Below are 19,520 nucleotides of genomic sequence, written 5' to 3'. Positions count from 1 at the left end.
CGGTTGGGGGGAAGCTCAGGCGTCCAGGTGGCAGGGCCCGGCCGCGGCCGAGATGCACGTCTGGATCAGGACGTTGTCGCCTTCCACGGCGCTGGTGATCTGGCCGTCGCGCATGTCCCGGACGATGCCCTGGCGCATCGGCAGCACGCACTTGAAGCAGATGCCCATCCGGCAGCCGGACGGCATGAGCTGCCCGGCGGCCTCACCGGCGTCCAGGATCGAGACACCGGCCGGCGCCTCGACCTCGGCGCCGGAGCGCTCGAAGGTCACCGAGCCGCCGTCGCCGGCGACCAGCACGGTGGGCCGGAACCGCTCGACGTGCAGGCGCTCCGCGGCGCCCGCCTCGCTCCAGTGGTCGGCCAGCGCGTCCAGCATCTCGCCCGGACCGCAGGCCCAGGTCTCCCGCTCGAACAGGTCGGGGACCAGCTCGTCGAGGTCGGCGGGCTTGAGCCGGCCGTCGGCGCCGGTGTGCCGCTCGATCAGGGTGAGCTTGCCGGCCGCGGCGAGCGCGCGCAGCTCGGCGCCGAACACCACGTCCTCGCCGGTGCGGGCCGAGTGCACGACGACCACGTCGGGCAGCTCGTGCAGGGTGCTGCGCAGGATGCCCATCACCGGGGTGATCCCGCTGCCGGCCGTGACGAACAGGCTTTTCGCCGGGCGGCGCGCCGGCACGACGAAGTCGCCGGCCGGGAGGTCGAGGTTGACGATCATCCCGCGGCGGGCGTTGGCCAGCAGGTAGGAGCTGACCACGCCGTCGGCCACGGCGTTGACCGTCACGCTGATCCGGCCCGATCGCTGCCCGGCGGCACTGCTCACCGAGTAGGACCGCCACAGGCGGATGCCGTCGACGTCGACGCCGAGACGGACATACTGCCCCGCCTCGTGCGGCTGCCAGCCACGGCCCGGGCGCAGCTCCAGGGTGACCGCGTTCGCGGTCTCCCGGTGCACCGCCTCGACCCGGGCGCGCAGAACGTTCGGGTTGCGCAGGGGAGCGATCACGTCGAGATAATCGGTGGGCACCACCGGGGTGGTGATCAGCTCGACGACTCGCCACGCTCCGTTGCGCAATGTCTGGGTAACCGGCACGTGACCAAGCCTGCTGGGTCAGCCGGGCGAAGTCATGACCAGGGGAAGTGAATCCGGGGCAGCATAATTGTTCGGCGGGGACAAGGTTCCGACAGGAAACGTAGGGAGTCTGGGTGATCGAGCCGTTGCGGGACGTTCGGTCGTACCGCCTGCCCGTCGAGGTCGTCGAGCCGCTCCGGCGCGGACTGCCCGAGGTCGCCGCGCAGACGCTCGCGGCGATCGTGATGGAGGTTCCGGCGTACGCGGAGCCGTTCGCCGGCGAGCTCGGCCACAAGATCGAGCGGGCCGTGCAGGCCGCCCTCGGCACCTTCCTCAACCTGGTGTCCCGGCCCGGCACCGACCCCGGCACGCCGCTGGCCTCCGCTCTCGAAGCCGCCTATGCCCTGGGCCGGGGCGAGGCGCGCAACGGGCGGAGCCTGGACGCGCTGCTCTCGGCGTACCGGGTCGGCGCCCGGGTGGCCTGGCGGGAGCTGGCCGCGATCAGCGTCCGGTCCGGGCAGCCGTCCGGCACCATCGCCGACTTCGCCGAGCTGGTCTTCGCCTACATCGACGAGCTCTCCGCGGCCAGCGTCGCCGGGCACGCCGACGAGCTGGCCGCCTCCGGCCGGTTCCGGCTGCGGCACCTTCAGCAGCTGGCTCAGGCCCTGGTCGCCGGGGAGCCCGCGCACGTGCTCCAGGCCGCCGCCGAGCGCGCCGAGTGGACCCCGCCGCAGACGCTCACCGCGATCCTGCTGCCGGAACGCTCCTCCCGGTCGCTGATCGACCTGCTCGACCCGCGCACCCTGCCGCTCGCCGGTGCCCTGCCGGACCTGCCGGGCACCGCGATCCTGCTGGTCCCGGACCCGCAGGGCGCCTCCCGGGCACACCTGAACCGGCTGCTCACCGGGCACAACGCGGTGATCGGCCCGGCCCGGCCGTGGCTGCAGGCGCAGTGCTCGGTGGAGCGCGCGGTCCGCGTCCACCAGCTGCACACGCCGGCGCGCGGCAAGGTCGTCGACACCGAGGATCACCTGGCCGAGCTGGTCGTCTCCGCCGATCGCGGCGCGCTGGCCGACCTGCGGGACTGGGTGCTGGCGCCGCTCGCGGGGGAGCGCGGGGCGGCCGCGGCGAAACTGGTCGAGACCCTGCGCAGCTGGCTGCTGCACCACGGGCGGCGGGAGGACGTCGCCGCCGAGCTGTTCGTGCATCCGCAGACGGTGCGGTATCGGATGGCCCGGCTGCGCGAGCTCTACGGCGAGAAACTCAAGGACCCGCAGTGGGTGCTCGCCCTGACGATCGCGCTCGCCGTCCCGGTCCAGGAGGCGTGACGGAAGCGAGCCGGCGGCCCTGATCACCGGATCAGAGCCGCCGGGACGGTGGTGCGGTGGATCAGCCGGCGACCGTGACGGCGACGGCGGCGATGTTGGCGCCACCCGTCTGCGCCGGGCCGCCCTCCAGCTGGACCAGCGTGGTGGCGGTGCCGAGCGGACCGGCCGGGGTGCCGGCCGGCGCGGTGATCGTCCAGTCGAACGTGCGGGACCGGCCCTCGTCGAGCTGGCCGCTCACCGAGCACCCCACGCCGTAGGCGCCGTCCGGGACGGGCAGCACGTTCGCCCCGATGCAGGGACCGGAGCCGGCGAGGTAGGCCCCGTCGACGCCGGCCGGAGCGACCAGCTCGGTCAGCAGGCCGCTGTGCGGGGCGTCGCCGTCGTTGCGGACGGTGACCGGCAGGTGCCCGGCGAACGTGCCGTCCGCCTGCGGGGTCAGCGTGACCGCACCCGCGGTCACGGTGAGCGCGGAGGCGGTGTCCTGCACGTACGGCCGCGGGTTGCGCAGCGAGCCGGTGGTGGAGCGGAACAGCGCCGGGAACTCGGCGCTCGTCCCGGCCACCTCGACGCTGCCGGTGGCGGGCGCGATCTGCGGGTAAGCCTGCGGCTTCGCCGGCGAGCGGAAGCTGACGGTGAGCACCTCCCTCGCGCCGGGCGCGAGGTCGTGGTCCAGGTAGCAGTAGGCGATCTGCCGGTTGTCCGAGGTCACGCCCCCGGTGCAGCCGGAGGCCCCGCTGGTCTCCAGGTAGGTGCCGGCGATCGGCTCGATCACGGCGACCGCGCCGCTCCAGGCCTCGTTCGTCCGGTTCTTGAGGACGACCCGGACGCTGCCGGTGTGGCCGGACGTCCCGGGCTCGAGGATCAGCCGGTTGACGCTGACCGAGACGGCGCCGGCGGGCGCCGCCTGCACGGCCGCGGCGCCGCCGAGCAGGGTGGCGCCGATGGCGAGCGTGATGACGCCCGCGCGCGCGAGTGTGCGCATGGTGATCTCCTTACATCGATACCCCGTGTGCCGGACGGGTGCGCCCGGCGATCGATCGGTGATCACCATAGCGATGAGTTTCAACCTTTCGAATCCATTAACGATCGACGAGGCTCTCGATGTGGTCGGCCGTCGCGGTGGCCCAGTCGCGGATCGCGGTGAAGTTGCGGATGCCCAGGTCGACGGCGTACCAGCCGTTGCGGCCCGGCGTGGTGGGCGGCTGGTGGCTGTCGCGTTCGGCCTCCAGCAGGCGTGCCTGCTCGGCGTACCGGACGGCTTCCTTGCGCAGCAGCGGGACGGAAACGTCCGGGGGGAGCAGCGGCAGCAGGAACAGCCGCAGGCTCGACTCGCTGCGCACCCGGGGCGCAGGGTCGGTGGACTGCAACCACGTGTCGAGGAAGTCCCGTCCGGCCGGGGTCAGCTCGTAGAGCTTGCGGCCGCGGCTGCCGTCGTCGCGGACCGTGGCGTGTCCGTCGGCGGCGACCTTGGCCAGCTCCGGATAGATCTGACTGTGCTTGGCCGGCCAGACGTGACTGAGCGAGCCGTCGAAGTCTTTCGCCAGGTCGTAGCCGGTGGCCGGACCGCCGGCGGCGAGCATCCCGAGAAGCGCGATCCGAAGCGACATGCATCCATCTTGACATGTCGAGTTTGACATGTAGCTTTTGACCGGTGAGTGATCTGATCGTTCTCGCCGCCGTCGTCGGCGGCATGCTGCTGGCGCTCCTCGACCAGACCATCGTCAGCACCGCGCTGCCCCGGATCACCGCGGAGCTGGGCGGGTCGGCGCATTACAGCTGGGTGGTGACCGCCTATCTGGTGAGCATCACCGCCTCCGGTCCGCTCTACGGCCGGCTCTCCGACCGTTATGGGCGCAAGCCGCTGCTGCTGACCGGGATCGGGATCTTCCTGCTCGGCTCGGCGCTGTGTGCGGCGTCCGGGTCGATGGGGCAGCTCATCGCGTACCGGGCGGTGCAGGGGCTGGGCGCCGGCGCGCTGATGCCGCTCTGCCTGGCGCTCGCCGCGGAGTCGTTCCCGCCGTCCGCCGGCGGCCGGGTGCAGGGCATGCTCGGCGCGGTGATGGGGCTCAGCTACGTGGCCGGGCCGCTCGCCGGCGGATTGCTGACCGATCACGCCGGGTGGCGGTGGGTCTTCCTGGTCAACCTGCCGATCGGGCTGATCGTGGTCGTCCTGATCGCCACCCGGCTGCCGCGGCGGCCCGGCTCGGCGGCCTCCGCGCACCGGCCGGACTACGCCGGCGTGGCGGTGTTCACCGGGGCGGTGGCCGCGCTGCTGATCGGGCTGAACCAGCGGGACTGGCGGTTCCTCGGGGGCGCCCTGCTGCTCGGTGTGCTGTTCGTGCTGGTGGAGAGCCGGGTGCCGGAGCCGGTCATGCCGCTGCGGCTGTTCCGGGTGCGGTCCTATGTGCTGGCCTGCGCCGGGGCGTTCGGCGGGGCGTGGGCGCTCTATGCCGCGCTGGTGTTCGTGCCCCGGTTCATGCAGGGGGTGTGGCACGTCAGCGCGACCTCGTCCGGGGTGCGGATGTATCCGCTGATGCTCGGGATGGTGGCCGGCAGCGGGATCACCGGGGTGCTGATCAAGCACGTCCGGGTCTGCCTGATCGGTGGTGCGGCGCTGATCGCCGGTGGGGCGGTGCTGGCCGGCTTCGGCGGGGTGCTGCTCGGCGGGCTGGCGCTGATCGGCCTGGGGCTCGGGCCGACGATGTCCGGGCTCACCGTGATCATCCAGCGGGCGGTGCCGGGCGAGTTCCTCGGCACCGCCACCAGCAACCTCGGGTTCTTCCGGCAGGTCGGCGGGTCGGTGGCGCTGGCCCTCGGGGACGCGTTCCTGCGGACGTCGCTGCTGGCGGTGGTCGGGACGCTGGCTCTCGCGGGAGCGGTCCTGCTGGTGCTGACCGCGGCGGCCCTGCCCGGGGGTAGCCGAAAGTCGCCGGCGACGATCGACTTTAGGCAACTGGTCCCGGACCGGCGGCGAGCCTAGCGTCAGGGCATGACCCGGACCTCCGCCGATCTCGGCTTCGCGCCGCTGGACCGCCTGCTCGTCACCTGCGGGCCGGCGGCGCTCGGGCTGCTGCTCGCGGCGGTGCTGCCGGCGGTCGCCCGGTGGGCGCTCGGGCTCGGCGTCGTGCTGCCTTTCCGGGTGGTCTTCGAGCTGGTCGGCCGGGTCGACACACGGTGGGAGTTCGCGGTGCTGGGCACGATCCTGGTCGTGGTGGGACTGTTCGCGACGGCGGCGCTGTTCGAGCACCTGACGCCGATCACGGTCGCCTTCGACCAGGTGCGGTTCGGGAGGACGGCGATGTCCCGGTCGGCGATCACGGCGCTGTTCCTGGAGGGGGACACGCTCGTGGTGCTGGACCGGGAGTCGCGGCAGGTGGTGCGGTGCGAGCCGCGGGCCCGGCGATCGGCGCTGGCCGCGACGTTCCCGGAGTTCGGCTATCCGTGGCGGGACGCCGATCCCTATGCGGATCTCTACCGTCCCTGGCAGCCCGATGGCGAGCTGCCGCCCGAGGCGGACGCGGTGCTCTCGGCCCGGGCGGTCGTGCTGACGAAGAAGGCGGGGAAGGAGGCCGGCGAGTTGCGGGCCGCTCTGGAAAGACTCGGTTATTCGGTACGCGACGAAGGCGGCCGGCAGTTCTGGCGCCCCCTGGTACGGTCCGCATGACGGGCCTCCCGCCGCCCGGACGGTCGCTGGGGCGGTGGCCGGCGCGGGCCATGGCGGCGGCCGGTGAGCGCGTTTTCGACCTGGCGGCGATCGCGGTGTCCTGGTTCGGCGCGCTGGTGATCGCGGGAGAGGCCGAGGCGAGCGGGCGGACCAGCGACGGCGTCACGTTCTTCGGCCTGCTGCTCGCGCTGGCGGCGTCGACGGCACTGTGGTGGCGGCGCTCCCATCCGGTCGCGGTGGCCGCCCTGTTCGTGCCGATTTCGGCGGTCACCGACTTCGTCGGGGTGGCCGGGTCGATCGCGTTCTACACGCTGGTCACCCTGCGGCGCGGGCGAGTGATCGGGTTCGTGCTGGTGGGGACCTTGCTGGCCGCCCTCGTCTACAGCCGGCTCCGGCCCGACCCGGAGCTCTCCACGGCGGCCGAGTTCGCGATCACCCTGGCCTTCTCGGTCGCGACCGTGGCGCTCGGGCTCGCCATGCGGGCCCGCCGGGACCTGGTCGAGGTGCTGCGCGAACGGGCGGCGCGGGCGGAGGACGAGGCACGGGTGCGGGCCGAGCGGCTGCGCGCGCTGGAGCGGGAGCGGATCGCGCGGGAGATGCACGACGCGCTGGCGCACCGGATCTCCATGGTCAGCCTGCACGCCGGCGCGTTGCAGATCCGGCCCGACCTGGCGCCGGAGGACGTGGCCAAAGCGGCGACGACCATCCGGGACAGCGCCCACCAGGCGCTGGAGGATTTGCGGGAGATCCTCGGGGTGCTGCGCGCCGGGGAGCCGGGTGACGGGGTGCGGCCGCAGCCGGACCTGAAGCACCTGGACGAGCTGGTCGCCGAGGCCCGGGCGGCCGGCGTCACGATCGATTTCGTCGACGGGCTGCCCGGCGCGCCGGTCGGGGCGGGCCTCGGCCGGACGGTCTACCGCCTGGTCCAGGAGGGCTTGACGAATGCGGGCAAGCACGCCCCCGGCACCACCGCCCACGTCGAGCTGACCGGCACCCCCGGCGGCGAACTGCACGTCCTCATCGGAAACCCCCTGGCCGCGGGCTCCCGTCACGCTTCGGCCCCGGAGTCCCCGCCCGGGGCGGGTGCCGGGTTGGTCGGTCTCGCGGAGCGGGTGGACCTGGTCGGTGGCCGCTTCCGGCACGGTGTCCACCGCGACTCCGCGGGCGTGCTGACCTTCCGCCTGGAGGCGTGGTTACCGTGGCCGGTGTGATCCGACTGTTGATCGTGGACGATGACCCGCTGGTCCGGGTGGGCCTGTCGCTGGTGCTCGGCGCGGGGCCGGACCTGCAGATCGTCGGCGAGGCGGCGGACGGCGCGGAGGCGGTGGAGCTGGTCCGGCGGCTGCGGCCCGACGTCGTGCTGATGGACATCCGGATGCCGCGGATGGACGGCCTGACCGCGACGGCCGAGATCCGCCGGGCCGGTCCGGAGCCGGCCGTGATCGTGCTGACCACCTTCGACACCGACGAGCACCTGCTCGGGGCGTTGCGCCTCGGCGCGAACGGGTTCCTGCTCAAGGACATCGCCCCGGAATCGATCCTGGACGCGGTCCGCCGCGCGGCCGCCGGGGAGCCGATCCTCGCGCCGGCGGTGTTGCCTCGCCTGATCAGCCACGCGGTGGCCGCCGTCGGCGGCTCTTCGGGCGACGCCGGATCGGGCCGGGGTGCCGATGCGCCGGCGGTGCGGGCGCGGGCCGCGCTCGGGCGGCTCAGCGAGCGGGAGCGTGAGGTGGCCGAGGCGGTCGCGACCGGCAGCTCGAACGCGGAGATCAGCGCCGAGCTGCACATGAGCGTGCCGACCGTGAAGGCATACGTCTCCCGGCTCCTGGAGAAGCTCGGCTGCGCCAATCGGGTGCAGGTCGCCATCCTGGTCCACGAGTCCCGGCAGTGAGAGGATCGACTCATGGAGCCGGACGAGCTGATGACCGACAGCGACGCTGAGCAGGAGCGGATCGCGCGCTTCCGGGCCCTCCCGCCGCGCGTCCGGCCGGACGAGATGGTCGAGCTCGCCGAGACCCGCAGCGCCCAGGGTCGCCCGGCCTCCGCCCTCACCGAGGACGAGCAGACCGTCCGCTACGCCGCGGGCTGATCCCACCCGTTCGCGCACCCGGCCCCGGCCGGGCCTTCGGCATGCCCGGACACTTTGCTACGGGAAAGTGACGAAACTCGTGAGGGTCGTTACATCGGGTGGTCTCGACGGATCTTCACGGCTAACGTGGGCCGCACGGCAAAACCCATCAACCCGATAGGTTTTGCGATCCGGATCACAATGCTTCACCAGGGTGTTTACGTGATTGAAATCAGCGGACTTCGCAAGACGTACCGCTCCCGAACGGGGTCCGTGACGGCGGTCGACGGGGTCGACCTGACCGTCGGCGACGGCGAGGTCTACGGCGTCCTCGGCCGCAGCGGAGCCGGCAAGAGCACACTGCTGCGCTGCGTCAACATGCTGGAGCGCCCGGACGCCGGCACCGTCGCAGTCAACGGGACCGAGCTGACCACACTGCGCGGCCGGGACCTGCGGCTGGCCCGGCACCGGATCGGGATGATCCACCAGCACTTCGCGCTGCTCTCCGCCCGGACCGTGGCCGGCAACGTCGCGTTCGCGCTGGAGGTGACCGGGACGCCGCGTGCCGAGCGCCGGTCCCGGGTCGCCGAGCTGCTCGACCTGGTCGGGCTCACCGACCGGGCCGACGCGTACCCCGCTCAGCTCTCCGGCGGCCAGAAACAGCGGGTCGGCATCGCCCGCGCCCTTGCCGCCCGCCCCGACGTGCTGCTCTCCGATGAGGCCACCTCGGCGCTCGACCCGGAGACCACCGAGTCGATCCTGCGCCTGCTGCTCGACCTGAACCGGCGGCTCGGCCTCACCATCCTGCTGATCACCCACGAGATGACCGTGGTGAAGCGGATCTGCACGTCCGCCGCGATCATGCGGGACGGCCGGTTCGTCGAGTCCGGGACCGTCGCCGAGCTGCTCCAGCGGCCCGGCTCGGAGCTGGCCCGGGACCTGTTCCCGCTGGACGCCCCGGCCGAGCTGCCGGGCGCCACCGTCGTCGACGTCACGGTCAGCGGCGCCGACGCGGACGCTCCGATCATCGCGGAGCTCGCTCGGCGGTTCGACACCGACGTACGCATCCTGGGCGGCTCGGTGGAGACGCTCGCCGCGACCCGCGCCGGGCGCTGGCGGCTCGCCCTCCCCGGCGACGCCGAGGCGAACGCCGAGGCCCTGGAATTCCTGCGCGGCCGCGGCGCCGAGGTCGGGGTGGCGTCATGACCTGGTCCGAAGTCTTCGACCTGCTCGGCCCGGCGACCACCGAGACCCTCTACATGGTCGGCGTCGCCGCGCTGTTCACCGCGCTCGGCGGCCTGCTGCTCGGGGTGCTGTTCGTGCTCACCGAGCCGGGCGGCCTGCTCCCGTCCCGGGCGGTGAACGCGGTGCTCGGCCTGATCGTCAACCTGGGCCGCTCGATCCCGTTCCTGATCCTGATGGTGTCGATCACCCCGTTCACCCGGCTGGTCGCGGGCGTCAGCATCGGCACCGACGCGGCGATCGTCCCGCTCGTCGTCGGCGCCATCCCGTTCTTCGCCCGGATCGTCGAGACGGCCCTGCACGAGGTGCCGCCCGACGTGGTCGCCGCCGCCACCGCGATGGGCGCCGGCCGCGGCACCATCGTCGGCAAGGTGCTGCTCCGCGAGGCGCTGCCCGCGCTGGTCTCCGGCTTCACCATCACGATCATCGCGCTCACCGGCTACACCGCGATGGCCGGCACGGTCGGCGGCGGCGGCATCGGCGCGTTCGCCATCGACTACGGCTACAACCGCTTCGAGGGCAAGGCCATGCTCGCGGCCGTCGTGGTGCTCCTGATCTTCGTTCAGCTCGTCCAGATGGCGGGCGACCTGCTCGCCCGCCGGCTCTCACACCGATAGAAAGGCACCATCTCGATGCGCCGCCGTTCCCTCGCCGCCGTCCTGGCCGCCACCTCCCTCGTCCTCGGGCTGGCCGCGTGCGGCTCCGACGACGCGAGCGATGCCAAGTCGGACACCCTCAAGGTGGGTGTCAGCCCGGTCCCGCACGCCGAGATCCTGCAGTACGTCAAGGACAACCTCGCCGCGAAGGAGGGGCTGAAGCTGGACATCGTCACGTTCAACGACTACGTCCAGCCGAACGTCGCCCTCCAGGAGAAGCAGCTCGACGCCAACTACTTCCAGCACATCCCGTACCTGGACGAGGAGAAGGCCAGCAAGGGCTACAAGTTCACCGCGCTCAAGCCGGTGCACATCGAGCCGCTCGGCGTCTACTCCAAGAAGGTCAAGAGCCTGGCCGAGGTGCCCAGCGGCGGCCTGGTCGCGATCCCGAACGACCCGTCCAACTCGGGCCGCGCGCTCAACCTGCTCGCCAAGAACGGCCTGATCACGCTCAAGGACGGCGCCGGCGTCAAGGCGACCCAGAAGGACATCGCCACCAACCCGAAGAACCTCCAGTTCAAGACCCTGGAAGCGGCCCAGCTCCCGCGCAGCCTGGACGACACCGCGCTCTCGGTGATCAACGGCAACTACGCGATCGAAACCGGTCTCAAGCCCTCCACCGACGCGCTCGCGCTGGAGTCCGGCGACGACAACCCCTACGCCAACCTGGTCGTGGTCCGCACCGGCGACGAGAACGACCCGCGCATCGTCAAGCTGGAGAAGCTGCTCCACAGCGCCGAGGTGAAGAAGTTCATCACCGACAAGTACCAGGGAAGCGTGCTGGCCGCGTTCTGACGGCATCGGTGAACTAGCAAGATCAAGATCTTTGTTTACGCAGGTCCGCTGGGGTGCAGATCGCATGCTCCCGCGCGGGCCGGGGCCGGCGATCTGGCCGCTGGCGCGTCCAGAACGATCGCCGGCCCCTTCACTGTCCGCGGCTGGTTCCGGAGATCAAACCCCGGCTGGTCCTCAGCGCCCTATCCCGTTCTTGGATAGGGCCACCGGGGCCAGCCGGACTCTCCCGGCTGGTCCTCAGCGCCCTATCCCGTTCCTTGATAGGGCTACCAGGGCCAGCCGGATACTCCTCGGCTGGGCCTCAGCGCCCTGGGCGGACGCGGGATCGGGCCAAGCCGCTTGACACCCATGGCGCATCGGATGTCTTCACTGTCCGCGGGTGGTTCCGGAGATCAAGACCGTGCGGGTGGGGGCGACGGAGTGGCACGAAGGCGTGACGTGGGGTCACGGAAAGATTCATAGAGTCCTGTGCAGAGCGGCTCACCGAGACGGGTCGCCACCGAGGTCACGGGGACTGGATCATGCGTAAGAAGATCGTTCTGTTCGTCGGCGCCGCCGCGATCGCGCTGCTTGCCACCGGCTGTTCGGAAACGGCCAAGCCCGCCGCGACCTCGGCCGCCCCGGCGCCCGTCCCATCCAGCCCGGCGCCCGTCGCGACCACGTCTGCTCCCGCGGCCGAGCCCACGTCGGGGTCCGGCGCCGAGCCGGTCGCGGCCGTTCCGGTGAAGAGCGCGAAGCCGAAGTCGGCCGGCGACGCGGGGGACGGCGGGAACTGGACCGCCGCGCTGGCCGGCTGCCCCTTCGACGGGCAGGAGGTCCAGGTGCAGAAACTGGTGATGGCCGACGTCACCGGTGACGGGGTCGACGACGCCCTGGTCGCGCGCACCTGCACGACGACCACCACGCACTGGCCCAGCACCGTCGAGGTCTTCGACGGCACCACCGGAGCGAAGCCGAAGCGCCTCGGCACCCTGCTCGCCGAGGCCAACGACGAGGGCCCGTGGTACGTCTCGTCGAGCGTCAGCGGCTCCGTGGTCACCGTCAAGGCCTACGGCTACAGCGCGCACACCCCGCTGGCCTGCCCCGACCTGAGGATCACCTACAAGTACGGGTTCAGCGCCGGCACGTTCACCCGCACCAGCCACCAGGCCACCAAGGCCAAGGACTGCCTGCCCATCCGATGACCGACGAAAGCGCGCCCTCCGTCGCGGACCGCGAGGGAGGGCGCGCTGGTGCGTCGGGTCAGGCGGAGATGACCGAGCTGACGGACTCGGACGGGAGGCCCAGCGCCGATCCGACGGAGTCGTTGGTGAGGATGCCGGCGTGCGTGTTCAGACCCTGCGCGAGTGCCGGGTCGGTCCGGAGCGCCTCCTGCCAGCCGAGGTCGGCGAGGCGCAGCACGTACGGAAGGGTGGCGTTGGTCAGCGCGTAGGTCGAGGTGTTCGGGACCGCGCCGGGCATGTTCGCCACGCAGTAGAAGACCGAGCCGTGCACCTGGTAGACCGGGTCCTGGTGGGTGGTCGGGCGCGAGTCCTCGAAGCAGCCGCCCTGGTCGATCGCGATGTCGACGAGCACCGAGCCCGGCTTCATCCGCTTGACGAGGTCGTTGCTGACCAGGGTCGGCGCCTTGGCGCCGGGCACCAGCACCGCGCCGATCACCATGTCCGCCTCGAGCACCGACTGCTCGATCGCGTAGGTGCTGGAGACCAGCGTCTTCACCCGGCCGCCGAACTGCGCGTCCAGCTGCCGCAGCCGCGGGATGCTCAGGTCCAGCACGGTCACCTCGGCGCCCAGGCCGAGCGCGATGGTCGCGGCGTTCGCGCCGGAGACGCCGCCGCCGATCACTGTGATCTTCGCCGGGGCGACACCGGGCACGCCGCCCGGCAGCACGCCGCGGCCGCCGCTGTTGCGCATCAGGCTGTACGCGCCGACCTGTGGGGCGAGCCGCCCGGCCACCTCGGACATCGGGGCCAGCAGCGGCAGCGAGCCGTCCGCCAGCTGCACGGTCTCGTACGCGATCGCGGTGGTGCCACTGGTCAGCAGCGCCTTGGTGCCCTCGGCGTCGGCGGCGAGGTGCAGGTAGGTGAAGAGCACCTGGCCGGCGCGCAGCCGGTGGTACTCCTCGGCGATCGGCTCCTTGACCTTGAGGATCATGTCGGCGGTGTCCCACACGGCGTCCGCGTCCGGCAGGATCCGGGCGCCGGCCGCCACGTAGTCGTCGTCACTGATCGCCGAGCCGACCCCGGCGCCCGTCTGCACGACGACCTCGTGCCCGTGGCGCACGGCCTCCACCACACCCGCGGGCGTGATCGCCACCCGGTACTCGTGGTTCTTGACCTCTTTCGGCACACCGATGTGCATGGGGATCTTTCCTCTCGCTCGGCGTCTGGGGTGACGCGCGATGCCGCTAGAGTGGAACGATGTGCAGTAAGACGGCAAGTGTGTCGAACAAGATTCTGTGCACCGAGCGTGCAGGGCATTTTCTTCGCTTCGGCGGCGCGTGATGACCGACCTGCCGAAGGATGTTCGAGGCCTGGATCACATCGATCTGGAGTTGCTGAGCCTGCTGCGCGCCGACGGCCGGATGCCGAACAACGCCCTCGCCGAGCGGGTCGGCATCGCCCCGTCGACCTGCCTGACCCGGATTCGCCGCCTTCGCGAGATCGGCGCCATCCGCGGCTTTCACGCCGATGTCGACCCGGCCTGGATCGGCCGCCCGATCCAGGCCATGATCGCGGTGCAGATCCGCTCCGACGCCCGGGACGCGATCGGCAAGTTCGCCGAGTCACTGGCCGGCATCCCGGCGGTCCAGGACGTCTACTTCGTCTCCGGCAACTACGACTTCCTGCTGCACGTCGCGGCCGCCGACGTCGACGACCTGCGCGCGGTGATCACCGAGCGGCTCAGCGGGACCCGGCTGATCGCCGGCACCGAGACGTACCTGATCTTCGAGCATCGCCGCGGCGCCTGACCGCAGCCCGCTCCGCCTCTCGTCAGTCCCCGCCCGCCCCGTCGCGCTGGCCTTGGTGGCCCTATCCGGAGCCCGGATAGGGCCACCAAGGCCAGCCGGGGGCCGCCCCGAAGACAGTATGGCGGGGGCAGGCGGCCTCGCGTGGTCGGCCTGTGGACGACGTGCTGGTGTGGATGAGCCGGCGCGGAGCGGGATGGCCTCACGAGCGAGGCGGGCGGCGTGGCGGTGGGCGGCGCGGGGGCCGGGGCGGGTAGGGGCGTTGAGGGCGAGGAGCTGAAGGTATGCGCACCGGTCTTCGCTGTTGCTCGGCGTGAATGGGTCACCCGTGTAGTGGCCCCGTCACCCGCCGAGGTTGTTCACCGTGACCGCCGTCACACCAAACCTCGGCTGGTCCTCATGGCCCTGTCACGGCGCGGGATAGGGCCGTCAGGTCCAGCTCGGCTGGTTCGCATGGCCCTGTCACGGCGCGGGATAGGGCCGCCAAGTCCAGCTCGGCGAGTTCGGCTGGTTCTGGTGGCCCTGTTGGGGCGCGGGATAGGGCCGCCAGGGCCAGCTGGGGGTTAGCGGGCCAGGCGGTCGGCGATCATGTGCAGGGCGAACAGGTGGAAGCCGATCACCAAGGGCAGCGTCACCGGGACGGTCAGGGTCAGGAGCAGGGCGATCAGGCCGGTGGCGGCCAGGGTGGTGGCGCACTTCGGGCGGTCCCAGGACCAGCGGGCGGCGGCGCGCCAGGGCAGGTCCGGGGAGCGGCCGAGGGCGACCAGGGTCAGCGCGGCCACACCGGACAGGTAGACCGCGGCGACGACGGTGATCGCGAGCAGCGGCCGGCCGCCGGGGACCCAGCCGTTGCGGACCGCGGTCAGGTCGATCAGCAGCGCGGAGGCGGCGAGCAGGGCCGGGAGGCCGGGCAGGATGCCGCGAAGGTACTGGCGGAGCATCGGGCGCCAGCTCGGCAACCGGCCGCCGCGGTAGCGGCCGTGCACGGCCGCGGAACCGGTGACCAGCGCGGCCGGGGCGGTGACCAGGGGCAGGGCCAGGACGGTCACGGCGATGCCGATCAGAGCCAGGTCGGTCGCCAGGGTCAGCCGGTCCCGCCAGTCGGCCCGGACCGGCGGCGGCTCCTCCACCGGCCAGTTCGGCCCGGCTGCGGGCGTACCGGAAGCGGGTCGGCCGGGCCCGGAGGCGGGCGTACCGGAAGCGGGTTGGCCGGGCCCGGAGGCGGGCGTACCGGAAGCGGGTTGGCCGGGCCCGGCTGCGGGCGTACCGGAAACGGGTTGGCCGGGCCCGGCTGCGGGCGTACCGGAAACGGGTTGGCCGGGCCCGGAGGCGGGCGGGCCGGAAGTGGCCCACCCGCCCGGGGTGATGGTGATCGGGAGCGGAAGCTCCCGGTGCGGGACGGTCATCCCTTCAGGCCGGTCGTGTTGATGCCTTCCACCAGCAGGCGCTGGAAGGCCACGAAGAACAGGAAGACCGGGGCCAGGGAGAGCACCGACATGGCGAACATCGGGCCGACCGCGGATTGGCCGGTCGAGTCGATGAACAGCGTCAGCGCCACCGGGGCGGTGTATTTCTCCAGGTCGGAGAGGTACACCAGCTGGCGGAAGAAGTCGTTCCAGGTCCAGATGAAGGAGAAGATGGCGGTCGACACCAGAGCGGGCCGGGACAGCGGCAGGATCACGTGCCGGAACACGCTGTACGCGCTGCACCCGTCGATTTTCGCGGCGTCGTCGAGTTCGCGGGGAATGCCGCGCATGAACTGGACCATCAGGAACACGAAGAACGCGTCGGTGGCCAGCAGGTGCGGCACGATCAGCGGCAGGTACGGCCACGGCCCGCCCACCCAGCCGAACGTCTTGAACATCACGAACTGCGGCACGATCAGCACGTGGCTCGGCAGCAGCAGCGTGCCGATCATGAGGGCGAACCAGAACCCGCGCATCCGGAACCGCAGCCGGGCGAAGGCGTACGCCGCGAGCAGGCAGGACACGCAGTTCGCCACCACCGTGAGCGAGGCGACCATGAAGCTGTTCAGGAAGAACCGCCCGAAGGCGACGTCGAAGTGCGTCCACCCGTCCGGATAGTTCGACGGCGTCGGGTTGTCCGGCAGCACCGCGACGTTGTTCAGCACCTCCTCCGGCGCCTTGAACGACGTGCCCAGCATCCAGGCGAGCGGGTACAGCACGATCGCGGTGAGCACGAGCAGGAGCGCCGGCCGGATCAGCGAGCGGGGATGGAACGGCCGGCGGGCGGCAGTCACGGCGACCATCAGTCGTCTCCGTCCGAGTAGTGGACCCAGAACTTGCCGGTGCGGAACAGCACCACGGTGACCAGGCCGATCGAGATCAGGAAGACCCAGGCCATCGCCGAGGCGTAACCCATCTCGAAGTTCGCGAAGCCCTTGAGGTACAGCTGGAGCGTGTACATCAGGGTCGAGTCGACCGGTCCGCCGGTGCCGCCGGAGAGCACGAACGCCGAGGTGAAGCCCTGGAATCCGTGGATCGTCTCGAGCACCAGGTTGAAGAAGATGACCGGGGACAGCATCGGCAGGGTGACGCTGAGGAACTTGCGGAACGAGTTCGCGCCGTCCACCTCGGCGGCTTCGTACAGCTCGGCCGGCACCTGCTTCAACCCGGCGAGGAAGATCACCATCGGGGCGCCGAACTGCCAGACGGCCAGCAGGATCAGCGTCCCGAGCGCGGTGGACGGGTCGTTCACCCAGGCCTTGCCCTCGATGCCGAACCAGCCCAGGAACGCGTTGAACGCGCCGGCCCGGTCGAAGATGCTGCGCCAGATCATCGCCACCGCGACACTGCCGCCGAGCAGCGACGGCAGGTAGAACAGGCCGCGGAACAGCCCGGCCCCGCGGAACGTGCGGTTCAGCAGCATCGCCACGCCCAGCGCGGCGCCCAGCTTGAGCGGGGTGCCGATCAGCGCGAAGACCAGCGTCACCCGGACCGCGTGCCAGAAGGCCGGGTCGTCGGTGAACATCTTGCGGTAGTTGTCCAGGCCGACCCAGTCCGCCTCGGAGAACGAGCTGAGCACGTCGTAGTTCGTGAAGCTGAGGTAGAGCGACAGCAGCATCGGGATCGCGGTGACCGCGGCCAGCCCGAGCAGCCAGGGGGAGAGGAAGACGTATCCGGCCCGCCCGTCGTCGCGGTGCCGGGCGGGCCGGCCCCGCCGCTGGGAAGCGGCGGGACCGGACTGCGGCCGGTGGGCGGTCGGCCGGGTGCTGACGGCCACGTTGCTCACCCGGCCACCGCGGCCTGGGCGGCGTTGAAGAACTGCTCGGCGGCCTTGTCCGGGGTCGCGGTGCCGAACTGGGCGGCCTCGGCGGCCTTGATCAGCTCCGACTTGACCGTGCTGTGGCCCTTAGGCGGCACGCTCGGGGCCGGACCGAACTTCTTGACCAGCTCGTCCTCGAGGGCGATCGACGCCTTCATGGCCGGGTCGGTGACGGTCGCCGCGACCGCGGTGCGGTTGTCCAGGTTGGACGGCAGGCCCCGGTCGGTGCCGAGGATCTTGGCGGCCTCGGGGTCGTTGGCCAGGAAGTTGATCACGTCAACCGCCTTGTCCTTGTCCTTGCTGCCCCGGTACACGGAGAAGTACATCGAGGCGCGGGCCCACTGCGCGGACGGGTCACCCGGGTACGCCACCACGGCGAGCTCGTCCTTGGTGTTCTTCTGGATGTCCGGCATCTGGTTCGCCCACACCCACGAGGTGAGCGCCTTGTTGGTCACCACGAGCTGCTTGGTGATGTCGGTGGCGTTGCCCTCGTGGATCACGTCCGCGGTCGGGGTGGCCTTGGCGTCCCGGGCGCCCTTCCACAGCTCGAACCATTTCTGCACGTCGTCCTTGGTGAACGCGAGCTGGTTGCCGTTGTAGAGGTCCTTGCCGTTCTGGCGCAGCCACACCCAGAACGCCTTGTAGTCGGCGCTCGGGTCCATGGTGCCGGGGATCTTGGTGGCGGCGCCGGCCTTCTGCGCCCAGGTGATCAGCTGGTCCCAGGTCATCCCCGTTTTCGGCAACTCCTGCTTGGCGGCCTCCAGCTTGGTCTTGTTGAAGACCAGGCCCTGGGTGTTCTCCCCCATGGCCACGCCGGCCAGCTTGTTGTCGACCACCCCGTACTTCCACAGGCCCTCGGGGAACTTCGACACGTCGACCTTGCCGGAGTCCTTGTACGAGGTGAGGTCCAGGGTGACGTTGCGGGTGGCGTACTCGGCCAGGTAGTTGTCGTCGATCTGGAAGATGTCCGGGGCGTCCGAGCCGGCGGTCAGCGTGGCCAGCTTGTCGAAGTAGCCCTGGTTCGCCTGCCAGGTCGTCTTGAAGGTGACGTCCGGGTGTTTCTGCGTGTACAGCGCCAGCGCCTGCTCGGTGAGCTTGGCCCGGGCCTCGCCGCCCCACCAGAAGAAGGTGAGTTCGGTCTTGCCGTTGCCGCTGTTCGAGTCGTCGTCGCCACAACCGGCGAGGGCCATCGGCAGCAGAAGGGCGGCGGCCATCAGGCCGCGCATCAGACGGGGTGCGGTCATGGGGGTAGGTCACTCCTTGGCGTATGCGGCGACCTGAGCGGTGGTCGCGCCGGCCGGGGCGTACGGCCCGGGCCCGGTGGAGTTGCGGATGACCAGATCGGTCCGGAGGGTGACCTGTCCGGTGGCGCCGTCGTCGCCCTGTTGAAGCAGCATGTCGACGGCGGCGCGCCCGGCGGCCGCGGTCGGGTTCGCCACGGTGGTGAGAGTGGGACGGACCAGCGCGCTGGTCGCGATGTCGTCGAAACCGACGACGCTGATCTGTTCGGGGACGGCGACGCCGCGGTCCTGCAACGACTGGAGCAGGCCGATGGCCATCAGGTCGTTGTAGGCGAGCACCGCGGTGGCGCCGGTGGCGAGCACGGCCTCGGCGGCGTCCGCGCCGGCCGAGGAAACCGGCTGGTGCGGTCCGAGGACGGTGAGCTCCGCTCCACCCGCCCGGGCGGCGACCCCGGCGGCTCGGCGGATCTCCCGGTTGGTCCACGACCCGCGCGGACCGGACAGGTAGACGAGGTGGCGGTGGCCCAGGCCGACGAGATGGCGTACGGCCGAGCGAGCGCCCGCGCCGACGTCCATCACCACCGCCGGAAGCCCGTCGATCAGGCGGTTCACGACGACCAGCGGCACCTCGCGGCGCAATTGCTCTATCTGGTCGTCGCTCATCCGGGGACTGCACAGCAGGATCCCGTCGACCTGCTTGGCCAAGGCCCGGACGAGGTCGGTCTCGACGACCGGGTCCTCGTCGGTGTCGGCGACGAAGACGTGGTAGTCGCGCCGCCGGGCATGGGTCTCGGCCGCCTTGATCATGGGCGGGAAGAACGGGTTGGCGATGTCGGCCACGATCAGGCCGATGTTGTGGGTCCGTCCGGTGATGAGTGCCCGGGCGGCCCGGTTCGGGCGGTAGCCCAACTCCTCCGCGGTGGCCAGCACCCTCGTGCGCGTCTCGGGGTTGACCAGGTGCGGCGCCGAGAAGGTGCGCGACACCGTGGAGATGTGCACTCCGGACGCCTTCGCGACGTCCCGGATGGTCACGGCCACGATGTCCTCCTCGGCGGATGTGATCCGGCTCTCTCTGGTGGAGCCATTAATGCAAACGGTTGCTGGCGTGTCAACGCCCTTCGATGTCGATTGTGTTGCCACGGGTGGTCCTAAGTAGGATAAAACCGGACGTATATGGGCTGTCCATTGACTTGCGTCGTGGTCTGATC

Annotated in this window: 20 protein-coding genes; 11 read left to right on the top strand and 9 right to left on the bottom strand. The window is 71.3% G+C overall.

The window, feature by feature from the left end:
- Positions 1 to 15 precede the first annotated feature (15 nt).
- Positions 16 to 1,086 carry a ferredoxin reductase gene (locus tag Aiant_RS05925; protein WP_189335865.1) on the bottom strand — a complete coding sequence of 357 codons (1,071 nt, stop codon included), beginning with the start codon at positions 1,084 to 1,086 and terminating at the stop codon, positions 16 to 18.
- Between the two features lie 113 nt (positions 1,087 to 1,199).
- Between Aiant_RS05925 and Aiant_RS05920 the strand changes: the two genes are divergently transcribed.
- Complete coding sequence (locus Aiant_RS05920) at positions 1,200 to 2,393, top strand: PucR family transcriptional regulator (protein ID WP_189335866.1); 1,194 nt, start codon at positions 1,200 to 1,202, stop codon at positions 2,391 to 2,393.
- 61 nt (positions 2,394 to 2,454) lie between these two features.
- Here the strand turns inward: Aiant_RS05920 and Aiant_RS05915 are convergent, their stop codons facing one another.
- Both Aiant_RS05915 and Aiant_RS05910 read right to left on the bottom strand, forming a co-directional pair.
- Positions 2,455 to 3,375, bottom strand: a complete 921-nt coding sequence (locus Aiant_RS05915; protein ID WP_189335867.1) for a hypothetical protein — start codon at positions 3,373 to 3,375, stop codon at positions 2,455 to 2,457.
- Positions 3,376 to 3,472: 97 nt separating this feature from the next.
- A complete protein-coding gene (locus Aiant_RS05910) occupies positions 3,473 to 4,000 on the bottom strand; it encodes a PadR family transcriptional regulator (protein ID WP_189335868.1) in 528 nt (175 codons plus the stop codon).
- Between the two features lie 44 nt (positions 4,001 to 4,044).
- Here Aiant_RS05910 and Aiant_RS05905 point away from each other — a divergent pair, with 44 nt between their 5' ends.
- The 9 genes from Aiant_RS05905 to Aiant_RS05865 all read left to right on the top strand — a co-directional run bounded on the left by Aiant_RS05905 (position 4,045) and on the right by Aiant_RS05865 (position 12,002).
- A complete protein-coding gene (locus Aiant_RS05905; protein ID WP_212846972.1) occupies positions 4,045 to 5,373 on the top strand; it encodes an MFS transporter in 1,329 nt (442 codons plus the stop codon).
- A gap of 9 nt (positions 5,374 to 5,382) precedes the next feature.
- The gene (locus tag Aiant_RS05900; RefSeq protein ID WP_189335869.1) at positions 5,383 to 6,057 is read left to right on the top strand and encodes a YqeB family protein; all 675 of its coding nucleotides are present in this window, start codon (positions 5,383 to 5,385) and stop codon (positions 6,055 to 6,057) included.
- The gene (locus tag Aiant_RS05895) at positions 6,054 to 7,268 is read left to right on the top strand and encodes a sensor histidine kinase (RefSeq protein WP_306415857.1); all 1,215 of its coding nucleotides are present in this window, start codon (positions 6,054 to 6,056) and stop codon (positions 7,266 to 7,268) included. Before Aiant_RS05900 ends, Aiant_RS05895 begins: the two co-directional genes overlap by 4 nt.
- Positions 7,256 to 7,948 (top strand): response regulator, encoded by a 693-nt coding sequence (locus Aiant_RS05890; RefSeq protein ID WP_189335870.1) that lies wholly within the window; start codon positions 7,256 to 7,258, stop codon positions 7,946 to 7,948. The genes Aiant_RS05895 and Aiant_RS05890 overlap by 13 nt, the downstream gene beginning before the upstream one ends.
- Positions 7,949 to 7,960: 12 nt before the next feature.
- The gene (locus Aiant_RS05885) at positions 7,961 to 8,146 is read left to right on the top strand and encodes a hypothetical protein (protein ID WP_189335871.1); all 186 of its coding nucleotides are present in this window, start codon (positions 7,961 to 7,963) and stop codon (positions 8,144 to 8,146) included.
- Between the two features lie 201 nt (positions 8,147 to 8,347).
- A complete protein-coding gene (locus tag Aiant_RS05880; protein ID WP_189335872.1) occupies positions 8,348 to 9,331 on the top strand; it encodes a methionine ABC transporter ATP-binding protein in 984 nt (327 codons plus the stop codon).
- Positions 9,328 to 9,984 (top strand): methionine ABC transporter permease, encoded by a 657-nt coding sequence (locus Aiant_RS05875; RefSeq protein ID WP_189335873.1) that lies wholly within the window; start codon positions 9,328 to 9,330, stop codon positions 9,982 to 9,984. Before Aiant_RS05880 ends, Aiant_RS05875 begins: the two co-directional genes overlap by 4 nt.
- A 15-nt stretch (positions 9,985 to 9,999) precedes the next feature.
- Positions 10,000 to 10,818, top strand: a complete 819-nt coding sequence (locus Aiant_RS05870; RefSeq protein WP_189335874.1) for a MetQ/NlpA family ABC transporter substrate-binding protein — start codon at positions 10,000 to 10,002, stop codon at positions 10,816 to 10,818.
- Positions 10,819 to 11,339: 521 nt separating this feature from the next.
- Positions 11,340 to 12,002 (top strand): hypothetical protein, encoded by a 663-nt coding sequence (locus Aiant_RS05865; RefSeq protein ID WP_189335875.1) that lies wholly within the window; start codon positions 11,340 to 11,342, stop codon positions 12,000 to 12,002.
- 58 nt (positions 12,003 to 12,060) lie between these two features.
- Here Aiant_RS05865 and ald read toward each other — a convergent pair whose 3' ends face one another.
- Positions 12,061 to 13,179 (bottom strand): alanine dehydrogenase, encoded by a 1,119-nt coding sequence (gene ald, locus Aiant_RS05860; RefSeq protein ID WP_189335876.1) that lies wholly within the window; start codon positions 13,177 to 13,179, stop codon positions 12,061 to 12,063.
- Between the two features lie 142 nt (positions 13,180 to 13,321).
- Between ald and Aiant_RS05855 the strand changes: the two genes are divergently transcribed.
- On the top strand, positions 13,322 to 13,789 hold the full coding sequence (locus tag Aiant_RS05855) for an Lrp/AsnC family transcriptional regulator (protein ID WP_189335877.1): 468 nt from the start codon (positions 13,322 to 13,324) through the stop codon (positions 13,787 to 13,789).
- Positions 13,790 to 14,349: 560 nt separating this feature from the next.
- Here Aiant_RS05855 and Aiant_RS05850 read toward each other — a convergent pair.
- From Aiant_RS05850 to Aiant_RS05830, 5 genes are all read right to left on the bottom strand, one after another.
- Positions 14,350 to 14,916 carry a hypothetical protein gene (locus tag Aiant_RS05850; RefSeq protein ID WP_189335878.1) on the bottom strand — a complete coding sequence of 189 codons (567 nt, stop codon included), beginning with the start codon at positions 14,914 to 14,916 and terminating at the stop codon, positions 14,350 to 14,352.
- 272 nt (positions 14,917 to 15,188) lie between these two features.
- Positions 15,189 to 16,055: a carbohydrate ABC transporter permease gene (locus Aiant_RS05845; protein ID WP_189335879.1), complete on the bottom strand. Its 867-nt coding sequence runs from the start codon at positions 16,053 to 16,055 to the stop codon at positions 15,189 to 15,191.
- Positions 16,055 to 17,029, bottom strand: coding sequence for a carbohydrate ABC transporter permease (locus Aiant_RS05840; RefSeq protein ID WP_189335976.1), 975 nt, complete (start codon positions 17,027 to 17,029; stop codon positions 16,055 to 16,057). The genes Aiant_RS05845 and Aiant_RS05840 overlap by 1 nt, the downstream gene beginning before the upstream one ends.
- A gap of 5 nt (positions 17,030 to 17,034) precedes the next feature.
- A complete protein-coding gene (locus Aiant_RS05835) occupies positions 17,035 to 18,315 on the bottom strand; it encodes an ABC transporter substrate-binding protein (protein ID WP_189335880.1) in 1,281 nt (426 codons plus the stop codon).
- A gap of 9 nt (positions 18,316 to 18,324) precedes the next feature.
- Positions 18,325 to 19,350 carry a LacI family DNA-binding transcriptional regulator gene (locus tag Aiant_RS05830; RefSeq protein ID WP_189335881.1) on the bottom strand — a complete coding sequence of 342 codons (1,026 nt, stop codon included), beginning with the start codon at positions 19,348 to 19,350 and terminating at the stop codon, positions 18,325 to 18,327.
- Between the last annotated feature and the right edge of the window lie 170 nt (positions 19,351 to 19,520).

This window comes from Actinoplanes ianthinogenes (assembly GCF_018324205.1).
In the GTDB taxonomy this organism is placed as follows: domain Bacteria; phylum Actinomycetota; class Actinomycetes; order Mycobacteriales; family Micromonosporaceae; genus Actinoplanes; species Actinoplanes ianthinogenes.
This window is presented reverse-complemented; position numbering and strand designations above follow the sequence as displayed.

Bases quoted from the DNA above. Each gene is read 5' to 3' on its own strand.
- Aiant_RS05845 (WP_189335879.1), bottom strand. From the start codon at position 16,055: ATGGTCGCCGTGACTGCCGCCCGCCGGCCGTTCCATCCCCGCTCGCTG.
- Aiant_RS05900 (WP_189335869.1), top strand. From the start codon at position 5,383: ATGACCCGGACCTCCGCCGATCTCGGCTTCGCGCCGCTGGACCGCCTG.
- Aiant_RS05835 (WP_189335880.1), bottom strand. From the start codon at position 18,315: ATGACCGCACCCCGTCTGATGCGCGGCCTGATGGCCGCCGCCCTTCTG.
- ald (WP_189335876.1), bottom strand. From the start codon at position 13,179: ATGCACATCGGTGTGCCGAAAGAGGTCAAGAACCACGAGTACCGGGTG.
- Aiant_RS05855 (WP_189335877.1), top strand. From the start codon at position 13,322: ATGACCGACCTGCCGAAGGATGTTCGAGGCCTGGATCACATCGATCTG.
- Aiant_RS05865 (WP_189335875.1), top strand. From the start codon at position 11,340: ATGCGTAAGAAGATCGTTCTGTTCGTCGGCGCCGCCGCGATCGCGCTG.
- Aiant_RS05910 (WP_189335868.1), bottom strand. From the start codon at position 4,000: ATGTCGCTTCGGATCGCGCTTCTCGGGATGCTCGCCGCCGGCGGTCCG.
- Aiant_RS05870 (WP_189335874.1), top strand. From the start codon at position 10,000: ATGCGCCGCCGTTCCCTCGCCGCCGTCCTGGCCGCCACCTCCCTCGTC.
- Aiant_RS05915 (WP_189335867.1), bottom strand. From the start codon at position 3,375: ATGCGCACACTCGCGCGCGCGGGCGTCATCACGCTCGCCATCGGCGCC.
- Aiant_RS05895 (WP_306415857.1), top strand. From the start codon at position 6,054: ATGACGGGCCTCCCGCCGCCCGGACGGTCGCTGGGGCGGTGGCCGGCG.
- Aiant_RS05885 (WP_189335871.1), top strand. From the start codon at position 7,961: ATGGAGCCGGACGAGCTGATGACCGACAGCGACGCTGAGCAGGAGCGG.
- Aiant_RS05875 (WP_189335873.1), top strand. From the start codon at position 9,328: ATGACCTGGTCCGAAGTCTTCGACCTGCTCGGCCCGGCGACCACCGAG.